The sequence below is a fragment of the Gilliamella sp. GillExp13 genome (genome assembly GCF_001690815.1).
In the GTDB taxonomy this organism is placed as follows: Bacteria; Pseudomonadota; Gammaproteobacteria; order Enterobacterales; family Orbaceae; genus Gilliamella; species Gilliamella bombi.
Map to the genome: position 1 here is coordinate 49,697 of NZ_LZHJ01000028.1, position 24,246 is coordinate 73,942.

Consider the following 24,246-nt stretch of genomic DNA (forward strand, 5'->3'; position numbering starts at 1 on the left):
ATGGCTAAGCGAACAGATATAAAAAGTATACTAATTATTGGTGCTGGCCCAATTGTTATTGGTCAAGCATGTGAATTTGATTATTCTGGTGCTCAAGCCTGTAAAGCGCTGCGTGAAGAAGGTTATCGTGTTATTTTAGTTAACTCTAATCCAGCCACTATCATGACAGATCCTGAAATGGCCGATGCCACTTATATTGAACCCATTCATTGGACAAGCGTTCGTAAGATTATTGAACAAGAAAGGCCAGACGCCATTTTACCAACCATGGGCGGTCAAACAGCGTTAAACTGTGCATTAGAGCTTGAAAAACAAGGTGTATTGAAAGAATTTAATGTTGAAATGATAGGTGCAACAGCAGATGCTATCGATAAAGCCGAAGATCGGAAACGCTTTGATGAGGCGATGAAAAAAATTGGTCTTGATACCGCTCGCTCAGGAATTGCTCATTCACTTAAAGAAGCTTACGTCGTTCTTGATCAAGTTGGTTTTCCTTGCATTATTCGTCCATCATTTACCATGGGGGGCACCGGTGGCGGCATTGCTTATAATACCGAAGAGTTTGACGAAATTTGTACTCAAGGACTTGATCTTTCGCCAACCAATGAACTACTTATTGATGAATCATTAATAGGTTGGAAAGAATATGAAATGGAAGTAGTTCGAGACAAAAATGATAACTGCATTATTGTTTGTTCAATTGAAAACTTCGACCCAATGGGTATTCATACAGGTGATTCAATTACGGTGGCTCCGGCACAAACTTTGACGGATAAAGAATACCAAATCATGCGTAACGCTTCGATCGCGGTACTGCGTGAAATTGGTGTTGAAACTGGTGGCTCCAATGTACAATTTTCGGTTGATCCAAAGACAGGGCGATTAATTGTTATTGAGATGAATCCACGGGTGTCACGATCATCTGCCTTAGCTTCGAAAGCAACGGGCTTTCCTATCGCGAAAATCGCCGCCAAACTGGCTGTCGGTTATACGCTTGATGAATTATCTAATGATATAACAGGCGGAAAAACCCCCGCTTCATTTGAACCGTCAATTGATTATGTTGTTACCAAAATTCCACGCTTTAATTTTGAAAAATTTGCTGGTTGTAACGATCGATTAACCACACAAATGAAATCAGTTGGTGAAGTGATGGCCATTGGGCGTACCTTCCAAGAATCAATACAAAAAGCGTTGCGAGGGCTTGAAGTTGGCGCTTCAGGATTTGATCCTAAAATTGATAATTATACTGATGAAAAAAATATCACCAAAATTCGTTATGAGCTCCAAGAAGCGGGCGCTGATCGGATTTGGTATATTGCTGATGCTTTTAGGGCAGGATTGAGCTTAGAAGATATCTTTTTACTTACCAATATTGATCGTTGGTTTTTAGTACAAATTGAAGAGTTGGTTAACCTTGAAAACAAGCTAAAGGAACAATTACTTGCGCAACTTGATCAAGAAACATTATGGCAATTAAAACGTAAAGGTTTTTCAGATTTACGCATCGCCAAACTGCTTAATACCACAGAACAAGCTGTTCGCGATTTACGCCATCAATATCAAATTCACCCTGTTTATAAACGTGTTGATACCTGTGCGGCTGAATTTGCAACAGATACCGCTTATCTTTATTCAACCTATGAGCAAGAGTGTGAAGCTAATCCTCAATTTAGCCGTAAAAAAATTATGATCCTTGGTGGTGGTCCTAATCGGATTGGACAAGGTATTGAGTTTGATTATTGCTGTGTACATGCGGCATTGGCACTGCATGAGGATGGTTATGAGACCATTATGGTTAACTGTAATCCCGAAACGGTTTCAACCGATTACGATACTTCTGACCGCCTCTATTTTGAGCCAGTTACGCTTGAAGATGTGCTTGAAATTGCACATGTTGAAAAACCAGATGGTGTTATTGTGCAATACGGTGGGCAAACACCGTTAAAACTTGCTCGTGCGCTTGAAGCAGCAGGGCTACCAATTATTGGTACCTCACCTGATGCTATAGATAAAGCCGAAGATCGTAAACGCTTTCAAGAAGTCGTCGATAAACTGAAATTAAAACAACCTGTCAACGCCACAGTGACCGATATTAACGAGGCTGTCATTGAAGCAGAAAAAATAGGTTATCCATTAGTGGTTAGACCTTCTTATGTATTAGGAGGTCGAGCAATGGAAATTGTCTATAATGAACAAGATTTAAGGCGTTATTTTAAAACAGCGGTAAGCGAATCAAATAATGCACCAGTCTTACTTGATCACTTTTTAGATGATGCAATTGAAGTTGATATTGATGTAATTGCTGATGGTGAGCAAATCCTGATTGGTGGCATTATGGAACATATTGAACAAGCAGGCATTCACTCTGGTGATTCCGCTTGCTCACTACCAACACACACATTAACTGCAGATATTTTAGACAAACTACGACAACAAGCCAAACAATTAGCACTTGAACTCAATGTAAAAGGTTTAATGAATGGGCAATTTGCGGTGAAAGATAATCAAATTTATTTGATCGAAATCAATCCTCGTGCAGCTCGTACAGTACCTTTTGTCTCAAAAGCAACGGGTTTACCACTGGCGAAAATAGCGGCTCGCGTGATGACGGGGCAATCACTTGCCAAGCAAAATGTGACTAAAGAGGTGATTCCTCCTTATTATTCGGTAAAAGAAGTGGTATTACCGTTTAATAAATTCAGTGGTGTCGACCCAATATTAGGTCCTGAAATGCGCTCAACTGGTGAAGTAATGGGAATTGGTAAAACCTTTGCTGAAGCCTTTGCTAAAGCCCAGCTAGGCAGTTTATCTAATATGAAAAAATCAGGGAAAGCATTATTATCGGTTCGCGATCAGGATAAAACAAGGCTGTTAGAGGTAGCTAAACGGTTAATTACTCATGGGTTTAGTATTGATGCAACTATTGGCACGGCAAAGGTATTACAACAAGCAAATATACCATGCCAAGTCGTAAAAAAAGAAAACGAAGGACGACCAAATATCCATGACCATATAAAAAATGGCGAATATAGCTATATTCTTAATACCACTTCTGGACGAGCAGCTATTGAAGCCTCAAAAGTATTACGTCGAAGTGCCATTCAATATAAGGTACATTACGATACCACGATGAATGCTGCTTATGCTACAACTGCAGCGCTAGATTACGATCCGGCACAAACTGTAACGCCATTACAGCAACTTTATTGCTAATCACAAAGATAAAGACGAGTATCACTCGTCTTTAAAAATTCCATCCACAATATAATAACTTAGAAATCATGTAATTGTTCTTAATAAACAATAAAATGCTCGTTTTTGATACAGAATAATGTTAATTTATTTGCTATATTTCAATCAATTTAATTAGTTATTACCATGGATATGATTCATTCTTCTGATCTAAAAACGATCATGCATTCCAAGCGTGCCAATATTTATTATTTAGAGCATTGCCGTGTTTTGGTTAATGGCGGGCGAGTCGAATATGTCACTGAGCAAGGTCAACAATCGTTATATTGGAATATCCCAATAGCTAATACTACCTGTATTTTATTAGGCACGGGAACATCATTAACGCAAGCGGCAGTGCGAGAGCTTTCACGGGCAGGTGTCATGATTGGCTTTTGTGGTGGAGGCGGAACGCCTCTATTTTCATCAACCGAATCTGAATTCGCTTGTCAATTTTTTTCGCCACAAAGTGAATATCGCCCGACAGAATATCTACAAAGCTGGTGTCAATTTTGGTTTGATGATGAACGTCGATTACAAGCAGCTAAATTATTGCAACAAACACGGCTTAATATTATTAGTGAGTGTTGGCCGCAATTTGATTGGGATATTGATAAAACGCAGTTGGCGCATATTCTTACTGATGCAACAGAACAATTTACCGATGTTGATAATAGCCAAGCACTTTTAGCCGCAGAAGGGCGAATTAGCAAACGTCTTTATAGCATGGCAAATCAATTAACCTTACAAGATGACAAATTTAAACGGGAACAAGGCACACGAGGCAAGAGTCATGATCCCGCTAATCAATTTTTAGATCATGGTAACTATTTAGCCTATGGACTTGGCGCAACGGCTTGTTGGGTGTTAGGTCTCCCTCATGGACTTGCTATTTTACACGGAAAAACTCGCCGGGGTGGATTAGTTTTTGATGCGGCAGATATTATTAAAGATGGCATTGTATTACCTCAGGCCTTTTTATCAGCCAAACAAGGCGATAGTGAAAAAGAATTTCGTATGGCATGTATTGCGCAATTTGCTCAATCAGGTGCACTTGATAGGATTATTGATACTTTAAAACAGATAGCAGATCAAATATGAATATTTTACTTGTTAGTCAATGCAAAAAAAATGCCTTAACCGAAACAAGGCGGATTATCGATCAGTTCGCTGAGCGCTGCGGTGAACGAACATGGCAAAGTCCAATGACCGAAGCAGGGTTACAAACGCTCTATAAATTATTACGCAAAACTGCACGAAAAAATACTGCTGTTGCATGTTATTGGACACATGGTAAAAATTTAACTAATCTTTTGTGGATTGTGGGCGATCGCAGTCAGTTTAATCAAGAGGGACGAGTCCCAACTAATCGTACTAAACGTAATATTTTACGCAGTGACAGCGAAAATTGTTGGCAATATGCAACCACCATTCAATTAATTACAACCATAGCGGCACTACTTCATGATTTAGGTAAAGCAACGATTGGTTTTCAATCTAAATTACGAGCAGAAACGGCTGTGGCGGCTGATCCTTACCGACATGAATGGATTTCGTTACAATTATTTTTATTAATGATTCAAGACTGCACCACGAACGAAGCCTTATTTGATCGATTAGCGAATTTTACTGAATATCGACAACAGAATCCTAATTGGTACAAACAGCTCACCCAAGTCGAAAAAAATGATCTTACTCAACTACCTTTATTGGCACAATGGATTGCGTGGCTCATTGTGTCGCATCATCGAATGCCGTTTTTACCGGATTCATTAACGGGTGATATTAAAAATTTACAGAAAATAGATTTTGATATATCTGGTTTAACTATCCGAAGTTTTTATAAAACATTTAAGGCAATTGATAAATGGGTTAAAAATAGTCATAGTCAACATACTTCACCCGATGATTTTTGGCAGCTTAAGAGCGATATTACCTTAAGCCAGCTTTGGCTGAAAAAACTAAGCCGTTATGCAACCAAAGCCCTAAATCATGTTCCCTTAATGCAATTGTCTAATATTGACGCGTTTTTATTGCATATTTCACGTTTAAGCTTAATGGTGGCTGATCATAACTACTCAAGTTTATCTTTATCAAATGACGAGGCAAAAAAAAATAGGGCAATACTGATTGCCAACACAAATTACCAAAAAGAAGCCAAACAGTGTTTGGATGATCATTTGGTCGGTGTTGCTAATTTTTCAGCCCGTTTTGCTCGTTTATTACCTAAAATAACCACGGAATTACCTGCAATCAATCAACATAAACCTTTTACCAAACGAACAACTATAAAACGATTTCAATGGCAAAATCATGCTTTTGATTTAGCAAAAAGTTATCAAAATTTCTCCGATGAATGTGGCTTTTTTGGTGTTAATATGGCATCGACTGGCTGTGGTAAAACCTTAGCCAATGGGCGGATTATGTATGCGCTTTCAAATCCAAAACGGGGCGTGCGTTTTACCATTGCATTGGGATTACGTGTTTTAACGTTGCAAACAGGTAAAGCATTAAGAGAAAGATTACACTTAAGTGATGAACATCTGGCGATTTTAGTGGGTGGGCGAGCCACAAAAACCTTGTTTGAACTGAGTAATGAAAACATTGAACAAAACGATTCAGAAAACCAAGGTAGTGAATCTATCGAATCGTTACTTGATGAATATCTTGATGTAGCAGAAAGTGGTATTGCGGATTGTGAATTAGGGACAATTATCGAAGACAGTAAAGCACGGCAATTACTTTATGCGCCCATTGTGACATGCACTATTGACCATATTATTCAAGCTAGCGAATGTACCCGAGGCGGTAAATATATTGCACCCACGTTAAGATTGTTAACCTCAGATCTGATTTTAGATGAGCCGGATGATTTTGATCAACACGACTTGCCAGCGCTAGCGCGTTTAGTGCATTTAGCTGGATTGTTTGGGAGCAAAGTACTGCTGTCATCGGCGACCTTAACGCCAGATTTAATTGCCGGATTATTTGATGCTTACCAAGCAGGACGAAAAATTTGGAATCAAAATAACCAATATGCCGATAATACCATTGTATGTGGTTGGTTTGATGAATATGAACAGTCGATATCACAAATTGCTGATACTAAAACGTTTCGAGATCACCATCAACAATTTGTAGCAATGCGCATTCATCAATTAGCACAAAGCGCAATCCGCCGTAAAGGGCATATTTTAGATCTACTAAATTACCAAGAAAATAAAACAGAAAACCAAAAAATTAATTATGGTGTGCTAGCTAAACAATTATTAGATCAAGCTTATCAATTTCACCAAGATCATCATCAAATTGATAAAACATCACAAAAAAAGGTAAGTATCGGTTTAATGCGTTTTGCCCATACAGAAGATGTTATTTCACTTACCGAACAAATTTACGAACAAAAGAAGTTACCTAGTGATACTGCTTTTCATATCGTGGTTTATCATGCTCGACAACTGCTATTATTGCGTAGCCAGTTAGAAGAAAAACTTGATAGAATTTTAAATCGCAGTGATGAACAGGCTCTATTTAGCCAACCCGAAATTCTCCAATCTATAAAAGGTAGCAAGAAAGAAAATCATATCTTTATTGTGATTGGCACACCAGTCACCGAAGTCGGGCGTGATCACGATTATGATTGGGCGGTTGTCGAACCATCATCCATGCGGTCAATTATCCAGTTGGTGGGGCGAGTCTGGCGACATCGACCACAAAAAATGGCACAAAAGGCCAATGTGGCCATATTAGGCTCGAATTTAAAAGCAATTGAATCTAAGTATTGTACGGATAAAGCCTGTTTTACTAAACCGGGGTTTGAAGAAAAACCATTATTTTTGCTGAAAACCCATAAAACCAATGAACTAATTCCAGCTCATCAGTTAGTAAATATTGATGCGGTTCCACGTATTAAGTCCTGCCCTGAAGATGGGCTAACGCTAGCTGAATTAGAACATAAGGTCATGGCAGATCTTTTTGCAATTAATGCCCGTAAAAGTAATTATGTGACCAGCTATTGGCAACAAGGCTTAGCTCATCACCATTGTGTGCATTTACAGGCGATTTCGCCATTTAGAGGAAATGATAAGACACAAGATGAATATATTTGCCAACTCGACGACGATGGCGATTATCAATTCTGCTATGCAGATATCGCATGGCAAACACCAGATGAGCGCTGCGAAGATACACAAAATAGTATAATTGAATATAAAAAATGGTCATTTGCTAATCCTAACATTCAACCTTGGTTGGTTAATAGTGTCGAGCAAGCCATAGCAAAAATAACCGAATATTTCCCAAATAAAACGCCATATCGATTAGCGAATAAATTTTGTAGCGTAAGCTTATATCGTAATAGCAGTTGGTATTTTCATCCTTATTTAGGATTTTATGAAAAGAAAGGATAAAAGAATATTGTTTTTATACTGAAACACATAGTTACCTGAAACTTTTTGACAAAATATCGTCAGGTGAATAATGGTTGCTAGTAAAAAAGATTTAATTCTTTTATACTTGATGACACTGCTGTGTAAGCAGTTTAGAAAATATTATGATTGTTTATTAATTTTACCGCTGTATAAGTGGTTTTTTTATTTTAATGAAAATAAATCCATATTCTGATTATTTATTGACAATGTTTTTATGTAAATATATATTTAAGATTCAATGCATCATAAAACTTATCTAAAGGCTTATATTGTTATATTTGAGACCATTAATTTCATATATAAAAACATGAGGAGGGTAAATGGATAATATTTCTCGAAAAGATATTAGAAAATCTATAGAACATATACTTGCAAAATTTAATAGCAAGGAATATGGGGAGTTATTATCAAAATTAGAAAAAGCAAAATTATCAGAAGATATTAATTTAATAGTTGAATACGAATTGCAAATAAAAGAGCTAAGTAAAAATTTTGAATTTGATGTTTGGATGGAGAACTTTATTAATGAAAAGGTAAAAGGCACATCAGTTGTTACGCATTCAGGAAAAGGTGCTCATACAGCAATTAAACATTGTAATATTAACTATATTTTGCAAACTAAACCTAAATTTCAACATTACATATCATCGGCAACACAACGAAATTTATCTTTTGATTGTACAAATAATGCGGCTAGAATAACCAGTGTTTTTAATTTCCTTAATCAAACAGTCAAAGATAATGTGACTTTATTTCAGCTAATTGTAGATGGTCATCCTGAAATATTAAATGCGTTATCTGATGATAATCAAAAAGCCACCCAATATTTGGATTCTTTAAAAAAGGCGCTCTCAAATGATTTTGAAAACCTTAAATCTTCTGATTTGAATAAGCAAGTTTTTTGGCCTAATAGCGAGGACAGTTATTTGTCACAACAAGAAAATAATTATCGTTTATTAATGCCATTGTATCCTAATTCCCTTTGTTATGCTGTTTTTCAAAAGATTCAAACAAGAAATTCGGAAGAAAATAAAAGGTCTCGTATACAAAGATCAAATAAAGATACAGAACATAAATCGTATTTTTCTTTTAATGAGTTAGCTGTACTAAAATTAGGAGGAACTAAGCCTCTAAATGTAGGACAACTTAATCAACTTCAAAATGGAAGAAATTTTCTTTTACCTTCAATGCCACCTAAATTTGAAAAATCCCAATTCCCATCAATAAGAAAACAACAAAAAACGATTTTTAATCATTCTCTACAATACTTTTGCCGATTTGGTTTTAAATTATTGTTTGACATGGTTAAAGCTCCCAAAAATGTTGTAGAGGAGCGAGATAATCGTAAAGATGCGTTTGATTTGATTTTAAAAGGACTGTTTCAATTTGCTAGACATATTCAGATGACGATGCCAGCCGGTTGGAGCCGTGAATTTTCACTCAAGATGGCACAAAAACTTTGGCTTGATCCACAGCGGGCCCAATTAGAAGATGAAGATAAATTTAAACAGGAATATGAACAGAGTAATTGGTTGTTTGATTTAGAAGATCAATTTGCTTTTTGGATTCAAACGATTTTAAAAAATAAATTCGGCAATATTAAAGAACAATTTTCTGATCCTGAATATAGGGAATGGCTTCGTGAATTTAAAAAAGCTGTAAAAATAAGTCAGCGTAAAAAGCAAGGAGTATTTTAATGGCCTCATTACGTTATTATTTATTATTTGATCATGTTCAAATTCATGATGCTAATGCAATATCTAGCCCATTAACATACGGTTTTCCTTCTATTTCGGGATTTTTAGGAGCAATTCATGCTTTAAGTCGAAAAATTGAGTCCGTTGATCCTATTTATTTAGATGGAGTTTTAATTACATGTCATGACTATGATCTACAAGTTTATCGTCAAAAAGTGTTTTCTGATTATAAATTTTGCCTGAAACGTAATCCGTTGGCAAAAAATGGTGATGTTCGTCCAATTATTGAAGAAGGACGTGTTCATCTTGATGTTTCGTTATTGGTTGAAGTAAAAGTTGAAGATCGCGAAACATTGAATGATGATGATGAAAAGCAAGCATTCATCAATCAAATGAAGCAAAAGCTTTTCCAGCAACGTATAGCTGGAGGGCATGTTGTTGATATTGAGTCGGTAGAACTATATTCTGCTTCAGATCCTAAAGATAATTTAATTTATGCATTATTACCAGGTTATGTATTAGTTGAATCGCCAAAGGATCTCCTTGATATCACAGATGAATTACAGCAGCAAGATCCTAATGCCACTGCTCTTGACGCATTAATTGAAACATCAAAGTTACACCATCATCCTGAAGGAAAGAATCACTGGTATTCAACTTCAGTAAAACAAGGGCGAGGCTGGCTTGTACCTATTCCTCTTGGATATCAAGCTATTTCACCGTTATTTTCAGCGGGTAAGGTTGAACATGCACGCAGTAATGAGCATGCCACACAATTTGTGGAGTGTATTTATGGGCTTGGTAAATGGGTCTTTCCTTTACGTTTGAAAGAGAGTTTATCACAGGCTTTTTGGCGTTATAAATGCAGTGAATTGCAATCTAATGATGCAGAAATTTATATTATCAATCAAGAAACTAATTAAGTAAATTTAGATAATTATAGACTAAGGAATACATTATGAGTAAAGATAAAATCACCACCGCCAGCGTACTTGCTTTTGAACGTAGCTTTGATATTTCAGATGCGATTTTTGCACAGCAAAATAGTGATGATATTAATATATCCCCCGTTAAGTTAACCGAAAAATCAATACGATGTACTATTTCGAATCGTCTAAAAAACCCACTTTCGCCAGATCCAGCAAAGTTAGATTCAGCAATTCAAAAACCCAACCTACAAAAAGTAGATATAGCAGCGCTGGATTGTGATAAAGATACGCTATTAGTTAAGTGGAGCTGTAAAGTGTTGCCTTTTTCGGGTAATTGTTCTGTCTGCAATGATATAGAATATCAAAAAGAAATTACAAAAGTGACTCAAGGCTATATTCAAAATGAAGGAATGCAAGAGCTGGCTAAACGCTATGCTATTAATATATTAAATGGTCGTTGGTTATGGCGTAACCGTATGGCAGCAGAAAAAATTAGTATTTCAATTATTCGTAAAAATGATGAAAAACCAATGGTCGAAGTCAGTGATGTTAAGAAATACCAGCTTAATTCATTTGATTATGATGATAAATCGGTGAATGATCTTGCTACACTGATTGAAACAGGATTATCTGGTAAAGAGTTTGTGATTTTTAACGTTGAAGCCAAACTGAAAATGGGCTTAGGGCAAGAGGTGTATCCTTCACAAGAGCTCATTATGGATGAAGATAAAGCTAAAAATGAGAATAAAAGTAAAATTTTATATAAAAAAAATGACCAAGCTGCCATGCATTCACAAAAAATCAGCAATGCAATTCGAACTATCGATACTTGGTATGACGATAATGCTCAATTCCCAATAGCAATAGAACCGTATGGCTCGGTGACATCAATGGGGCATGCTTTCCGACAACCAAAACAGAAATTAGACTTTTATACCTTATTTGATAATTGGGTATTAAAAGGTGAAAAACCATTGCTTGAGCAACAACATTATGTTATTGCGGTATTAATTCGTGGTGGTGTCTTTGGTGCTAGTGGCAAGGAGTAAATTATATGCACTCACACTATTTAGAGCTGCGAGCTATTTCGCAAATTGAGATAACCGAGGTGGACGTGATTAATCAAATCATGCAGTCACTGCACCAAATCTTGGTTAATCAACAAGGAAATATCGCAATTAGTTTTCCTTGTTACAATGTGCACCGAACATTAGGCGGAGTGATTCGCCTATTTGGTACCGAGCAGGAATTGCAAAAACTTAAAGCAGATATACAGCAAAAATCATCGATAAGTGATTATGCTTTATTGATGCCTATCACAACAGTACCGGCAACGATAAAAGGCTATTTGCATTTGAGTCGTGTTAATCCTAAAGGTCAGAGTGCGTTAAGACGTGCCGAAAAAAGATTAACAGCACAAGGTAAATGGACACCTGAAGTGAAAAATAAAATGGTTGAAAAATGGGGAAGCGTTCATTTGCAATACCCACATCTTCATTTGAATAGTAAAAGTACAGGACAAAGATTTATTTTGTGGTTAAAACAAGAAAAATGCCCAGAGCCAGTGCAAGGCACATTTAATAGCTATGGATTAAGCCAAACAGCCACTGTTCCTGATTTTTAAATCATTAACCCTTTTTTTGGGGATAATTTTAACATATTGATTATTATTGATATTAAAATAGACTCAAAAAAAGGGTAAAAATTGGGAAAAGTGCAGTATGCTCTTTTACAATAAGGCACTATTGAGATAAAATTCTACTTCAATGCCGTATAGGCAGTTTAGAAAAGTTAAGAAAGAGCGTAAATATGCGAGAGCAGCTTCAATGCCGTATAGGCAGTTTAGAAATCATATTATCAAATGCTCAAGAATGACAAAACCTTCAATGCCGTATAGGCAGTTTAGAAATTTTTTGCTCGAGCCTTTCATTAAGTGCTTACCTTCAATGCCGTATAGGCAGTTTAGAAAGGTTGATAGTCCTATCTTTACTTTAAGTAACACTTCAATGCCGTATAGGCAGTTTAGAAAAACCGCATCTGCAAATTTTTCATTAAGCTCACCTTCAATGCCGTATAGGCAGTTTAGAAAAACCGCGCGGCAAATTAAAAGCAGTTTCAATACTTCAATGCCGTATAGGCAGTTTAGAAAAATCCACTTCCCTGAAGAGATGAGCCTATTATCTTCAATGCCGTATAGGCAGTTTAGAAATATTGCCTGACAATTCAAATGTTACATTTAAACTTCAATGCCGTATAGGCAGTTTAGAAAAACCAAGTTCTGCTGCAATATCTGATTTACTACTTCAATGCCGTATAGGCAGTTTAGAAAGTCTTCTAACGTTTTGCCGTGCGATAAATACCCTTCAATGCCGTATAGGCAGTTTAGAAAAGATCCCGGTTTGATACGCACCGACGGAATTCCTTCAATGCCGTATAGGCAGTTTAGAAAGTTGCATTTTAGCCACCCTTGCGGCGGTGTTGCTTCAATGCCGTATAGGCAGTTTAGAAAATCTGTGCTTAGTTTTGTGTAAATGTTTGTATCTTCAATGCCGTATAGGCAGTTTAGAAAGTTAGCATCAGCAAACGAAAGCCCCAGCTCTTCTTCAATGCCGTATAGGCAGTTTAGAAATCGTATGTCAGGTGGCGCAACAGCTTCCTATGCTTCAATGCCGTATAGGCAGTTTAGAAAAGAGTGTTTCTAGTTTTTATTAACTGAAACACTTCATTATTAGTATTATAAAGTAACTATTCTGCGCCAATTTGCGTGCTCATTTTTATCTCTCGATTATCGGTGATTTCTAAATTTGACAATACCACTAATTGAGGAAAGTTAGGCCTTAGAAATTGTGAAAGCATAGGTCTTAATGCATGGTTCACTAATAACACTGGTGGTGCACCGATAGCTTCTTGTTGATGAATGGCTTGTTTAATTTGCTCGACAATGTGTTCGGCTAGCCCTGGTTCAACATTGCTGGTATTTTGGAGTGCTTGTAATAACAAACGTTCTAAATTGATATTTAATCCTATTACATTGATTGGCTCAGATCCAGGAAACCATTGTTGTGTGATGACTCTTCCTAAAGCAATTCTTACCATACTTAGTAGCTGATAAGCATCATTTTGGGTTGGTGCGTACTCACAGATGGTTTCAATAATGGTACGCATATCACGGATTGACACTTTTTCAGCGATCAAGTTTTGCAATATTTTATGAAATGTGGTTAGTGTAACAACACCAGGAATAAAGTCCTCCACTAATTTCGGCATATCTTGTTTTATTCTGTCGAGTAGTTCTTGAGTTTCTAAACGTCCTAATAAGTCGCTAGCAAATTGCTGTAATAAATGATTAAAATGAGTAGCAATCATGGTGCTTGTATCAACAACGGTATACCCCAATATTTGTGCATTTTCTTTATTACTTTCATCTATCCATATCGCTGGTAATCCAAAGGCAGGTTCGGTTGTTGGAATGCCTTCAATGGTTTCAGTTACATTACCAGGATTGATCGCTAACCATTTATTATTAACAATTTCACCTTTGCCAATTTCACCACCTTTTATAAATATCTTATATTGATAAGGTGCTAATGAAAGATTGTCTCTTATATGAACTTGAGGTGGTAAAAAACCCAGTGTTTGAGCCAATTTTTTGCGTAAACTACGAATTCGCCCTAACAACTCACCATTTTGAGTTTGATCTACCATGGGAATTAATCCATAACCAACTTCCATTGCCAATATATCTTCAATATTAACATCTGACCATGTTGCTTCTATATTAGCTGGCGTGGTTGCTTGTACATTAGCTTGTTTGGGTGCTACTTTTTGTTCAGTCTTTTTCTGTTTAGTTAGCCACCAAGATATGATTAATAAAATAACAGTAAAGAGTAGAAAAACTAAATTTGGCATACCCGGAATTAGTCCAAGTAAACCAATGACGACAGCTGTTAAAATCAATACTTGTGGATTATTAAAAAGCTGTGTAATCATTTGATCACTGATGTTATCTTGTGATGTGACTCGAGTAACAATAACGCCTGCTGCGGTTGAAATAATAAGTGATGGTATTTGTGCTACCAAACCATCGCCAATAGTTAGTAAAACATAGGTTTCGCTAGCATCAGAAAAAGCCATACCGTGTTGAACAACTCCAACTAATAACCCCCCAATAATGGTTATGCCCATTATTAATAATCCCGCAATCGCATCACCGCGTACAAATTTACTGGCACCATCCATTGACCCATAAAAATCGGCTTCTTGAGAAACTTCGGCTCGACGGGCTTTAGCTTCATCTTCACCAATTAAACCCGCATTCAGATCGGCATCAATAGCCATTTGTTTTCCAGGCATACCATCTAACGCAAAGCGTGCACCCACTTCAGCTATTCTACCTGCTCCTTTGGTGATGACCATAAAGTTGATAATGACTAAAATAATAAATACCACAATACCAATAGCAAAATTACCACCAACCAAAAAGTGTCCAAAAGCCTCAATAACCCGCCCAGCAGCAGCACTACCGGTGTGACCTTTTAATAAAACGACCCGCGTAGAAGCAACGTTTAACGATAATCTTAATAAAGTTGCAAATAATAAAACGGTCGGGAATGCTGCAAAATCAAGCACTCTTTTAGTAAACAATGCTACTATCAAGATGATAATTGATAATGTAATATTAAAAGTAAAAAACAGATCCAAAATAAATGCAGGTAGTGGTAATACCATCATCGAAAGAATCAATAAAATTAGCAATGGTCCAGCTAAGACTTGATAATGCCCATTTTTTAATGTATTGGTTGATAATAAATTAAGTAGTTTAGATTTAATCATAAGACTAGTTATTACCTTTATTTATTTATGGATAATGACTCAGGTATGGGTAAATTATTTGGCGCTATTGGTTTATCGCCACCATATTTATACCAATGTTTCAATTGATAAACCCACGCTAGAATTTGGGCAACCGCGGTATATAATTCGGTTGGTATTGTTTCGCCTATTTCACCATGACGGTATAAAGCACGGGCAAGCGGTGGAGCTTCTAACTGGGGGATATTATGTTCATTAGCAATTTCTTTGATGCGTAACGCAATTTTATTTGTTCCTTTCGCTAATAATTTTGGAGCAATCATTGTTTTTTCATCATATTGCAGAGCGACGGCATAATGCGTTGGGTTAGTAATAATCACATTGGCTTTAGGTACATCTTTCATCATACGGCGTCTAGCAATAGTCTGTTGCATTTGACGAATACGCCCTTTGATTTGTGGGTTTCCCTCTTGTTCTTTAAATTCATCTTTAATTTCTTGTTTTGACATTTTCAGTTTCTTTAAATTACTCCATATTTGATAGAAAATATCAAAACCAACCATGGGTATTAAAGATATAACACTAAAAATTCCACAAAGAATCACTAGCTGTATTGCTTTAGTTAATGCGCTATTTAAATGCATATTGGGTAACGAAAGCATGTAAGGGAAATGGTGCATTACAAACAATGTTGAAGCTATAGAAATAAAAATAACTTTAAGTATGCTTTTTAGTAATTCAGAAAAAACTCTAATACTAAATATTCTACCAAATCCAGATATCGGATTTAGTTTTTGAAAATTAGGCTTAATTGATTGCAGGCTAAATAGTAAACCGCCGACACAAAGTGGTGCAAATATAGCAACGATAACTAGACCAAAAAAAATGGGTACAATTGCCCAAAAACCATCGGTTAATAAGTTAACTAAATTGAAGACGATTAACTTATCATCCTCTATTTTATACGAAAACTTCATTGCTGTTTTAATGATCGTAGTTAACTGGTTAACTAAGTGTGATCCCATTAATCCAAATAAAATAATACCTATTAACAAAATTAATAACGAAGTTAATTCACGAGAACGAGGGATCTGCCCTTTTTCTCTAGCTTTTTTTATTTTGCTATCGGTGGGGTGTTCGCTTTTATCTAGATCACTATCGTCAGCCATGATGAAGTTAAATAAAACGCTATAGTTTAATAAAGATTTACAATACTAACAGTATGAACTAATTGCTACTGGGTTGTTGGCTTAATAAGAGGGTATTTTAGGGGGTATTTATGGCGTTTACCGTCAATAAATATTAATTTTTTAAACTTTGGCTCGCTTTGACGAAATAATTTCAGTTTGTTGATAGCCACTATTAGTATAAACAGCAGGACTTTTAATACTTTTAAGATAGTTGATTGATTGCTGGGTTAGATTCATGCGGTTTTGAATGATTAGCCCATTATCACGATTTATATCTGCTAATAATTTTGTTGTATCAGTAATTGATAGCCAAAGAGCTTCGATTGTAGGATTTTCTTTATAGGGCGGTTGAATATTAAATTGTTCACTTAGTTTTATGCGTTCTTCATCCAGTAGCTTTAGTTGAATTAGTAATTGGCTTTTTTTGTTAATAGTTTCACTTAACTGGTTTGTTGAACTATTTTCAATTAATATTTTTTGCTCTGATTGTAGAATTTCTGAAATTGTTTGTAACATCTCTGCTATTTTATTTAGGATGTCATTAAGTGCTAACATTTTTTATCCTTATAATTCTGTCTTATTTTTAAAAATCTTCTAGTAATTGTTTAATTAATTTATCTGCAATTTTATGTGTATCAATAACCAATGTTCCGTTGGATATGGACTGTTTTATTTTTTCAATTTTTTCTACGTCGATATCTTTGTTGGTTGAATGTAAAAGGTGTATTGAATTTTGATTTATACTCACGTTAGTACTTACATTAGTACTGTTTTTAGTTTGTACAGATGCATTGTGAGTATTTTGTTGTTCGTTAATTACATCGCGGCTTACTAGCCCTGTTATGGCTGTAACGGATTTAGTCGCATCTATAGTCATAAAATACCTTTAATCAAATTTAAGATTTAAGTGATTTGTATAATTCTATTATCGGCAATAATAAAAAAATCATTAATATTATTTATTGGAAATTATTACACCTTGGTGAGTTAACGTGCCTTCAACAATTTTATCAGAATTTAGTTTAACTTTTATTTTATCGTTTAATATAGCATTGTTAAGTGTTTTACCATTAGTTGTTATTTCATAACCTTCTCCATTTATTATTACTTTAATTATTTGTCCTGCTTTCACCTGCCAATTTTTTTGAAGCATTGTTGTTTTTATTGGTTCACCCAAATTAATATTTCGTAAAGCTATATGATTAATTGCGTCAACTCCATCCAAAATAACAGTCGAAGGTAGTTTATCCAACCAACCTGATTGTATCTGTATATAATCTTCGTTGATTAGCGTCCCTGCACTTATTGCTTGTTTAGCTACAATATAGTTCCCTTTGACAGCAACATTAATCTGGATAAATTTTTTTTTATTATTGCATTGGGCACTGATAGTCATGTTGCCCCACTGTTTTTTTTTATTTAATAAAGAGAGTGTTGGAGTCTTACAATTTAATTGCGGTTTAGCAGTAAGATAAGTAATTAAAATGTCGTCCGCTTTATGACCAAATTGCTGTGATATTAAATTGTTAATCTGTTTATCAAGCGAATTTGCTAAAACATTATTCCAACTAAATAGTATAAAAATAGTGAGTATCAATTTTGCGATTTTAATCATGCTTATTTATTCTAAATTATTCATAAGCTGATTTTACTTTATGATTGCAAGAAATGAATCTTGAAATAAGGGCAATTTTTATCGTTATTTGCGCAATAACTTTTTTTTTATTCGCTTAAAATTCTAATTATCAAAAAAAATGAGATGATTTTATGTTTGATAAATTAGATACATGGGTTAATTTTCATCAGCAAGCATTAAATATACGTGAAATACGACAAAATATATTAGCTGCAAATATTGCAAATAGCGATACGCCTAACTATCAGGCTCGAGATATTGATTTTAATGCTGAGCTAAGCAAAGCACTTAACAATCAGAATAAGATTAATAACGTTGGACTTAATATCACTTCAAATCATCATATTCAGATAAAAGCACCAATCATGACAAATCATGATGTACTTTATCGTATACCTTATCAGGCTGCGGCAGATGGTAATACGGTCGAGATGGATCAAGAACGTACAGCTTTTATTGATAATAGTATTCACTACCAAAGTAATTTAACGTTTTTAGGTGAAAAATTTAAAAATATTATGGCGGTATTACAGCAAGGATAATTATGATGAGTTTTTCTATTTTTGCAATTTCAGGCTCGGCATTATTGGCACAAACACAACGAATGAATGTAAGTGCTAGTAATTTAGCTAACGCAGACAGTATTACCAGTACTTCAGGCAAAGCTTATCGAGCTAAGCAGGTTATTTTTCAAGTGGATGATAATGGTGAACTTAACCCAATTGCTGGGGTTAAAGTGTCGCAAGTTATTGAAGATCCTTCACCGATGAATTTGGTTTATGAACCTAATCATCCATTGGCCGATGCTAAAGGATATATTCAAAAACCTAATGTTGATGTAGTTGCCGAAATGGTTAATACCATTTCAGCATCACGAAGTTATCAAGCAAATATAGAAGTAATTAATACCGCCAAAAATTTAATGTTAAAAACACTGGCATTAGGGCAATAAAAAGGAGTGGTTGATGGGTATAGCTAATGTTCTTGTTTCAGAATCATCGGGGATAACAAAACCTCAAACGACACAAAAAACTGCATCTGATGGTAACTCAAGTAAAGAATTACAAGATAATTTCTTAACGTTATTAATTGCACAAATGAAGAACCAAGATCCAACTAACCCAATGGATAATAGCCAGCTAACATCACAGCTGGCTCAAATCAATACTTTAGCAGGTATAGAACGTCTTAATACAACGTTAGGAATGGTTTCTGGTCAGATTGATGATAGTTTATCAGTCAATGCCAGTAATATGATTGGCAAGGGAGTGATGGTTCCTGGCAATAAAATTTTAGTTGCGACCTCAGAATCTGAAAGTTCAGAGCCAAAAGAAGAAACCGTTACCACGCCATTTGGTTTTGAGCTGGTACATGAAGCTGACTCAGTAATTATTACTATTCAAGATGAAAATGGCAATGTAGTTCGTGAAGTTGATTTAGGCGCAATTCCAGCAGGCGTTAGTTCTTTCACTTGGGATGGTGTGCTAAATGATGGGACGACTGCACTAGATGGTAGTTATACTTTTTCAGTTAACGCAAGTTATGACGGAAAAAAAGTATCATCAACATCATTATCTTATTCAGTAGTATATGGTGTTATCAATAGTAAAGTTAATAATAAAGTATTACTTGATTTAGGAATACTTGGTTCAATCAGTATTGACGAAGTACGTCAAATTCTTTAAAGGAGATAAAGTTCAGATGGGATTTTCTCAAGCAGTGAGTGGTATGAATGCTGCATCAAAGCAATTAGATGTTATTGGGAATAATATTGCTAATTCAGCAACAGTAGGATTTAAGAGTGCTAGTATTTCATTTGCTGATATCTATGCTGGCTCAAAAGTTGGTATGGGGGTTAAAGTGGCTGCGATTATGCAAAACTTTAATGATGGAATAGCTACAACAACCAACAATAGTTTAGATGTGGCTATTTCTGGCAATGGATTTTTTCGTTTAGTGGATAGTAATGGGCAAGCCTATTACACCCGCAATGGGCAGTTTCAATTAGATGCCGAACGAAATATTATTTCTGCTGATGGTCTTTATTTGACTGGCTATCTTGCAACTGGAACACCACCTCAAGTGCAGCAAGGTGCAGCTCCGGGTACGTTAAAAATTTCGCAAGAAATGCTAAATGCATCAGCGACAACCAAGGCTTCTTTGCAAACAAACTTAAATTCTAATAGTAAAGTTCCTGCAAAACAACCAGTCAATGCGCTTGATGCTGATACATTTAATTATTCTACAACCATTACTACTTATGACTCGCTTGGTAATCAACGCAATATTCAGCTCTTTTATGTTAAAACCGCTGATAACCAATGGGATGTTCATTATCTTGATAGCAGTGATCCTAATGGAAGTTTGCAAAAAGCGGGAGAAATGGAATTTGATTCGTCTGGTAAATTGATTAGTGATCCCGAAATGACCATCGATATTAATGGGATAAATGGAGCTGCTGATAATAGCTTTACTTTATCATTAGCCAAAAGTTCTCAACAAAATATGGGTAAAGAATTGGGTAGTATTAAAAACCCTGTTGTAAATGGATATGCTCCAGGAGATTTGGTCGGGTATAGCATTAATGATGATGGTTCTATTTATGGTGTCTATTCTAACCAACAAACAATGTTATTAGGTCAGATAGCAATGGCTGATTTTGCCAATGTTAATGGGCTAGAGCCTGCTGGAAACAATAATTGGCGATCAACCATTAATTCTGGAGGCGAGGTATTGGGCAGAGCAAATTCTGGTACATTTGGTTCGTTAGCCAGCGGTGCATTAGAGTCGTCAAATGTTGATATGAGTCAGGAGTTAGTGAATATGATTGTTGCTCAGCGCAATTACCAGTCTAATTCACAAACAATTAAAACGCAGGATCAAATTCTAAATACATTAGTCAATTTGCGTTAATTTAAAGGTTATTTATGGATCGTGTTATTTATACAGCAATGTCAGCAGCTAGCCAGACATTAAATCGGCAATCAATTACTACTAATAACTTAGCTAATGTATCCACAGTGGGGTTTCGTGCACAGTTAACGACGATGAAAGCAGTTCCTGTTGTGGGGAATGATACACCTACACGAACCATGGTAACAGCAACAACTCCCACTTTTGATTCAACGATGGGGGCATTTAATTACACAGGTCGAAACTTGGATGTTGCTTTAACTGAGGATCACTGGTTAGCAGTACAATTAGTCGATGGTAGCGAAGCTTATACGCGAAATGGTGCAATTCAAATTGACGAAAATGGTACGCTTAACATACAAGGTAATCCATTAATTGGTGATAACGGTGTTTTGACTGTGCCTCAACGATCTCAAATCAGTATTAGTAGTGATGGAACACTTTCCGCATTGGGTGCAGGTGATAAACCCACGACCATTGCTCAAGTAGGTAAAATAAAGAAAGTCCATCTTGAGCATAATGAAATTATACGTGGTGATGATGGCTTTTTTCGACTAGCGGAAGAAACACGTAATGAACGTGGTGAGAATATGCCAGACAATCCAAAAGCTAAGCTTATGTCAGGTGTATTAGAAGGAAGTAATGTGAACCCTGTTACGGCTATGGTTGATTTAATTAGTCATGCACGCCAGTTTGAAATGCAGATGAAAGAAATTATTACTGCTGATGAAAATACACAAAAAGCAAACCAAATTTTATCTCTAACTTAAATTTATCAATACAATTAGATAGGAATAACAATGATTAAATCATTATGGATTGCCAAAACAGGCTTAACGGCACAACAAATGAATATGGATATTATTTCCAATAATTTAGCCAATGTTAGTACCAATGGTTTTAAAAGACAAAGAGCGGTGTTTGAAGACTTATTATACCAAACTGTTCGCCAACCAGGAGCACAATCATCTGAGCAAACAACATTACCTTCTGGGCTACAGATTGGCACAGGAGTTCGTCCTGTTGCGACAGAACGAATTCATAGCCAAGGTAATTTAGAGGCAACCGATAACAGCAGTGATATTGCTATTAATGGGCAAGGTTTTTTCCAAGTTTTATTACCCGATGGTACACAAGCTTATACTCGTAGCGGTGCTTTTCAAGTCAATCAAAATGGTCAATTGGTGACTGCAGCAGGATACGAAATTCAACCAACAATTAGTATTCCATCCAATGCAATCAAAATGACGGTAGCGCGCGATGGTGTAGTAAATGTGACATTAGCTAATCAATCAACACAGGTCCAAGTTGGGCAACTAACTTTACATACTTTTATTAATGATGCTGGACTTGAAAGTATGGGGGAAAATCTTTACTTAGAAACCGAAAGTTCAGGTGCGCCAACGGAAAATACGCCAGGATTAAACGGCGCAGGGCTTTTATATCAAGGCTATACCGAAACGTCTAATGTTAATGTTGCTGAAGAACTAGTGAATATGATTCAAGTTCAACGTGCTTACGAAATTAATAGCAAAGCGATATCAACCTCTGATCAAATGCTACAACGTTTAAATCAACTGTAAAGTTAACAATATGCTAAAGGTAATGAGATATTTTTATATTTTAATAGCATTTTTTATCAGTGGCTGTGCACAATTGCCTAAAAAGCCTTTAGTTGAAGGTGAAACAAGTGTTGTCCCCAAATTGCCAGACAATGTAAATACGACAGGTTCAATTTATCAAGCTGCTCAGCCTAGTAGCTATGGTTACCAACCAATGTTTGAAGATCGTCGCCCACGTAATGTTGGCGATGTATTAACCATTGTTTTACAAGAAAATGTGAGTGCTAGTAAAAGTTCATCGATTAATGCAGGACGAAATGGTTCGGTGGATCTAGGGGTAAAAACAATACCTAAATTTCTTGATGGGTTAGTCGGTCGAGGTAAAGCTAATACTGAAATGTCTGGAAATAATGATTTTAAGGGATCAGGCGGGGCTAACGCTAAAAATACCTTTAGTGGCACAATCACCGTCACGGTTCAAGATGTCATGATCAATGGTAATCTAAAAGTGATTGGTGAAAAACAGATTGCGATTAATCAAGGTACCGAGTTTATCCGTTTTTTTGGGGTAGTTAATCCAAGAACAATTAGTGGAAATAACACTGTTATCTCAACGCAAGTTGCTGACGCTCGAATTGAGTATGTTGGTAATGGATACATTGATGAAGCCCAAACGATGGGTTGGTTACAGCGCCTATTTTTAAATCTTTCCCCTTTTTAACGAGTATCATTATGTTAAAAAAATTGCGTATTTTTGTTTATTTTGTCGTTATGATGGTATTAGTGATACCAGCGGGCCATGCTGAACGTATCCGCGATTTAGTCACCATTCAAGGTGTAAGAGAAAATGCCTTGGTTGGATATGGTATTGTTGTCGGTCTTGATGGTACAGGCGATCAAACATCACAAACACCTTTTACCATTCAAAGTATTACTAATATGTTATCTCAATTAGGTATTACCGTACCGTCTGGGAGCAATATGCAATTAAAAAATGTTGCAGCTGTTATGGTTACGGCTAAATTACCTTCTTATTCTCGAGTAGGACAACAAATTGATGTGGTGGTATCCTCGCTCGGTAATGCAAAAAGCTTGCGTGGAGGTACCTTGATTATGACACCACTAAAAGGTGTCGATAATCAAGTATATGCTATTGCGCAAGGTAACCTTTTTGTAGGTGGAATGGGTGCAAGTAGTAAAGGTAGCAGTGTAAGTGTGAACCAAACTGCAGGGGCAACTATACCTAATGGTGCAACCATAGAACGAGAGCTTGCAACCCGTTTAGATGAACAAAATGTTATCCATTTACATCTTAATCAATTTGATTTTACTCGAGCCTTAAAAATATCTGATGCAATTAATAGGTTACAAAAAAATACTGCAGTAGCGTTAGATGGTACAACGATTGCATTACATATGCCAAAAGAAAGTAGTGCACGAGTACAACTACTTTCACGAATACAAAATCTTGAAATTAGCGCTACGCCAGTTTCAGCAAAAGTTGTTATAAATACTAGAACCGGTGTTGTAGTTATGAATCAAAAGGTTAAATTAGATAATTGTGCGGTTGCACATGGTAATTTATCTGTTGTGGTAAATAACAAATTAAAGGTAAGTCAACCAAATACCCCATTAGCAGGCGGCACAACAACCGTTACACCAGATAATCAAGTTAGCGTTGCGCAAGAAGGAGGGGCTTTACACAATATATCCTCTAGTGCTGATTTAAATCATGTTATTAATTCGCTAAATGTATTAGGTGCTAATCCTACAGAATTAATGTCAATACTTGAAGCGCTAAAAACAGCTGGTTGTTTACATGCTTCCTTAGAAACTATCTAAA

20 protein-coding genes and 1 CRISPR repeat array are annotated in these 24,246 nt (G+C 36.0%); of the genes, 15 read left to right on the forward strand and 5 right to left on the reverse strand.

The window, feature by feature from the left end; genetic code table 11:
- The 7 genes from carB to cas6f all read left to right on the forward strand — a co-directional run bounded on the left by carB (window position 1) and on the right by cas6f (window position 11,914).
- Window positions 1–3,216, forward strand: a complete 3,216-nt coding sequence (gene carB, locus A9G37_RS02440) for a carbamoyl-phosphate synthase large subunit (protein WP_065574523.1) — start codon at window positions 1–3, stop codon at window positions 3,214–3,216.
- Between the two features lie 165 nt (window positions 3,217–3,381).
- Complete coding sequence (cas1f, locus tag A9G37_RS02445; protein WP_065574524.1) at window positions 3,382–4,335, forward strand: type I-F CRISPR-associated endonuclease Cas1f; 954 nt, start codon at window positions 3,382–3,384, stop codon at window positions 4,333–4,335.
- Window positions 4,332–7,643: a type I-F CRISPR-associated helicase Cas3f gene (cas3f, locus tag A9G37_RS02450; protein ID WP_065574525.1), complete on the forward strand. Its 3,312-nt coding sequence runs from the start codon at window positions 4,332–4,334 to the stop codon at window positions 7,641–7,643. Before cas1f ends, cas3f begins: the two co-directional genes overlap by 4 nt.
- A gap of 341 nt (window positions 7,644–7,984) precedes the next feature.
- Window positions 7,985–9,361 carry a type I-F CRISPR-associated protein Csy1 gene (gene csy1 / locus A9G37_RS02455; protein ID WP_065574526.1) on the forward strand — a complete coding sequence of 459 codons (1,377 nt, stop codon included), beginning with the start codon at window positions 7,985–7,987 and terminating at the stop codon, window positions 9,359–9,361.
- A complete protein-coding gene (gene csy2 / locus A9G37_RS02460; RefSeq protein ID WP_065561648.1) occupies window positions 9,361–10,284 on the forward strand; it encodes a type I-F CRISPR-associated protein Csy2 in 924 nt (307 codons plus the stop codon). The genes csy1 and csy2 overlap by 1 nt, the downstream gene beginning before the upstream one ends.
- 35 nt (window positions 10,285–10,319) lie before the next feature.
- Window positions 10,320–11,339: a type I-F CRISPR-associated protein Csy3 gene (gene csy3 / locus A9G37_RS02465; protein WP_065561649.1), complete on the forward strand. Its 1,020-nt coding sequence runs from the start codon at window positions 10,320–10,322 to the stop codon at window positions 11,337–11,339.
- Window positions 11,340–11,344: 5 nt separating this feature from the next.
- Entirely contained in the window at window positions 11,345–11,914 is a 570-nt protein-coding gene (gene cas6f, locus A9G37_RS02470; RefSeq protein WP_065574527.1) for a type I-F CRISPR-associated endoribonuclease Cas6/Csy4, read from the forward strand.
- A gap of 137 nt (window positions 11,915–12,051) precedes the next feature.
- A CRISPR array of direct repeats spans window positions 12,052–12,979; the repeat unit is 28 nt; unit sequence CTTCAATGCCGTATAGGCAGTTTAGAAA.
- A gap of 56 nt (window positions 12,980–13,035) precedes the next feature.
- Here cas6f and flhA read toward each other — a convergent pair.
- The 5 genes from flhA to flgA all read right to left on the reverse strand — a co-directional run bounded on the left by flhA (window position 13,036) and on the right by flgA (window position 17,907).
- A complete protein-coding gene (gene flhA, locus A9G37_RS02475) occupies window positions 13,036–15,123 on the reverse strand; it encodes a flagellar biosynthesis protein FlhA (protein WP_065574528.1) in 2,088 nt (695 codons plus the stop codon).
- Window positions 15,124–15,140: 17 nt separating this feature from the next.
- Window positions 15,141–16,271 (reverse strand): flagellar biosynthesis protein FlhB, encoded by a 1,131-nt coding sequence (gene flhB / locus A9G37_RS02480; protein ID WP_034909430.1) that lies wholly within the window; start codon window positions 16,269–16,271, stop codon window positions 15,141–15,143.
- A 141-nt stretch (window positions 16,272–16,412) separates the two neighbouring features.
- Window positions 16,413–16,847 (reverse strand): flagella synthesis protein FlgN, encoded by a 435-nt coding sequence (locus A9G37_RS02485; protein ID WP_034909433.1) that lies wholly within the window; start codon window positions 16,845–16,847, stop codon window positions 16,413–16,415.
- A gap of 28 nt (window positions 16,848–16,875) precedes the next feature.
- A complete protein-coding gene (gene flgM / locus A9G37_RS02490; protein WP_034909437.1) occupies window positions 16,876–17,169 on the reverse strand; it encodes a flagellar biosynthesis anti-sigma factor FlgM in 294 nt (97 codons plus the stop codon).
- A 78-nt stretch (window positions 17,170–17,247) separates the two neighbouring features.
- Complete coding sequence (flgA, locus tag A9G37_RS02495; RefSeq protein ID WP_065574529.1) at window positions 17,248–17,907, reverse strand: flagellar basal body P-ring formation chaperone FlgA; 660 nt, start codon at window positions 17,905–17,907, stop codon at window positions 17,248–17,250.
- A gap of 152 nt (window positions 17,908–18,059) precedes the next feature.
- Here flgA and flgB point away from each other — a divergent pair, with 152 nt between their 5' ends.
- The 8 genes from flgB to A9G37_RS02535 are packed head-to-tail and all read left to right on the forward strand — an operon-like array spanning window position 18,060 to window position 24,245.
- The gene (gene flgB / locus A9G37_RS02500) at window positions 18,060–18,470 is read left to right on the forward strand and encodes a flagellar basal body rod protein FlgB (RefSeq protein ID WP_034909444.1); all 411 of its coding nucleotides are present in this window, start codon (window positions 18,060–18,062) and stop codon (window positions 18,468–18,470) included.
- A gap of 2 nt (window positions 18,471–18,472) precedes the next feature.
- Entirely contained in the window at window positions 18,473–18,880 is a 408-nt protein-coding gene (flgC, locus tag A9G37_RS02505; RefSeq protein WP_034909448.1) for a flagellar basal body rod protein FlgC, read from the forward strand.
- A gap of 13 nt (window positions 18,881–18,893) precedes the next feature.
- Complete coding sequence (locus A9G37_RS02510; protein ID WP_065574530.1) at window positions 18,894–19,613, forward strand: flagellar hook assembly protein FlgD; 720 nt, start codon at window positions 18,894–18,896, stop codon at window positions 19,611–19,613.
- Window positions 19,614–19,629: 16 nt separating this feature from the next.
- Window positions 19,630–20,841: a flagellar hook protein FlgE gene (gene flgE / locus A9G37_RS02515; protein WP_065574531.1), complete on the forward strand. Its 1,212-nt coding sequence runs from the start codon at window positions 19,630–19,632 to the stop codon at window positions 20,839–20,841.
- A 14-nt stretch (window positions 20,842–20,855) separates the two neighbouring features.
- Window positions 20,856–21,611, forward strand: a complete 756-nt coding sequence (locus A9G37_RS02520; RefSeq protein WP_065574532.1) for a flagellar basal body rod protein FlgF — start codon at window positions 20,856–20,858, stop codon at window positions 21,609–21,611.
- A 30-nt stretch (window positions 21,612–21,641) separates the two neighbouring features.
- On the forward strand, window positions 21,642–22,424 hold the full coding sequence (flgG, locus tag A9G37_RS02525) for a flagellar basal-body rod protein FlgG (protein ID WP_034909461.1): 783 nt from the start codon (window positions 21,642–21,644) through the stop codon (window positions 22,422–22,424).
- Window positions 22,425–22,434: 10 nt separating this feature from the next.
- On the forward strand, window positions 22,435–23,124 hold the full coding sequence (locus A9G37_RS02530; protein WP_065561654.1) for a flagellar basal body L-ring protein FlgH: 690 nt from the start codon (window positions 22,435–22,437) through the stop codon (window positions 23,122–23,124).
- Window positions 23,125–23,135: 11 nt separating this feature from the next.
- Entirely contained in the window at window positions 23,136–24,245 is a 1,110-nt protein-coding gene (locus A9G37_RS02535; protein ID WP_034909468.1) for a flagellar basal body P-ring protein FlgI, read from the forward strand.
- Window position 24,246 lies beyond the last annotated feature (1 nt).

Excerpts from the sequence above, each read along its gene's own strand:
- A9G37_RS02485 (WP_034909433.1), bottom strand. The coding sequence starts at position 16,847 with ATGTTAGCACTTAATGACATCCTAAATAAAATAGCAGAGATGTTACAA.
- flgC (WP_034909448.1), top strand. The coding sequence starts at position 18,473 with ATGATGAGTTTTTCTATTTTTGCAATTTCAGGCTCGGCATTATTGGCA.
- cas1f (WP_065574524.1), top strand. The coding sequence starts at position 3,382 with ATGGATATGATTCATTCTTCTGATCTAAAAACGATCATGCATTCCAAG.
- flhB (WP_034909430.1), bottom strand. The coding sequence starts at position 16,271 with ATGGCTGACGATAGTGATCTAGATAAAAGCGAACACCCCACCGATAGC.
- A9G37_RS02535 (WP_034909468.1), top strand. The coding sequence starts at position 23,136 with ATGTTAAAAAAATTGCGTATTTTTGTTTATTTTGTCGTTATGATGGTA.
- flgA (WP_065574529.1), bottom strand. The coding sequence starts at position 17,907 with ATGATTAAAATCGCAAAATTGATACTCACTATTTTTATACTATTTAGT.
- A9G37_RS02520 (WP_065574532.1), top strand. The coding sequence starts at position 20,856 with ATGGATCGTGTTATTTATACAGCAATGTCAGCAGCTAGCCAGACATTA.
- A9G37_RS02530 (WP_065561654.1), top strand. The coding sequence starts at position 22,435 with ATGCTAAAGGTAATGAGATATTTTTATATTTTAATAGCATTTTTTATC.
- csy1 (WP_065574526.1), top strand. The coding sequence starts at position 7,985 with ATGGATAATATTTCTCGAAAAGATATTAGAAAATCTATAGAACATATA.
- flgB (WP_034909444.1), top strand. The coding sequence starts at position 18,060 with ATGTTTGATAAATTAGATACATGGGTTAATTTTCATCAGCAAGCATTA.
- flgG (WP_034909461.1), top strand. The coding sequence starts at position 21,642 with ATGATTAAATCATTATGGATTGCCAAAACAGGCTTAACGGCACAACAA.
- A9G37_RS02510 (WP_065574530.1), top strand. The coding sequence starts at position 18,894 with ATGGGTATAGCTAATGTTCTTGTTTCAGAATCATCGGGGATAACAAAA.
- cas3f (WP_065574525.1), top strand. The coding sequence starts at position 4,332 with ATGAATATTTTACTTGTTAGTCAATGCAAAAAAAATGCCTTAACCGAA.
- cas6f (WP_065574527.1), top strand. The coding sequence starts at position 11,345 with ATGCACTCACACTATTTAGAGCTGCGAGCTATTTCGCAAATTGAGATA.
- flgM (WP_034909437.1), bottom strand. The coding sequence starts at position 17,169 with ATGACTATAGATGCGACTAAATCCGTTACAGCCATAACAGGGCTAGTA.
- csy2 (WP_065561648.1), top strand. The coding sequence starts at position 9,361 with ATGGCCTCATTACGTTATTATTTATTATTTGATCATGTTCAAATTCAT.
- carB (WP_065574523.1), top strand. The coding sequence starts at position 1 with ATGGCTAAGCGAACAGATATAAAAAGTATACTAATTATTGGTGCTGGC.
- csy3 (WP_065561649.1), top strand. The coding sequence starts at position 10,320 with ATGAGTAAAGATAAAATCACCACCGCCAGCGTACTTGCTTTTGAACGT.
- flgE (WP_065574531.1), top strand. The coding sequence starts at position 19,630 with ATGGGATTTTCTCAAGCAGTGAGTGGTATGAATGCTGCATCAAAGCAA.
- flhA (WP_065574528.1), bottom strand. The coding sequence starts at position 15,123 with ATGATTAAATCTAAACTACTTAATTTATTATCAACCAATACATTAAAA.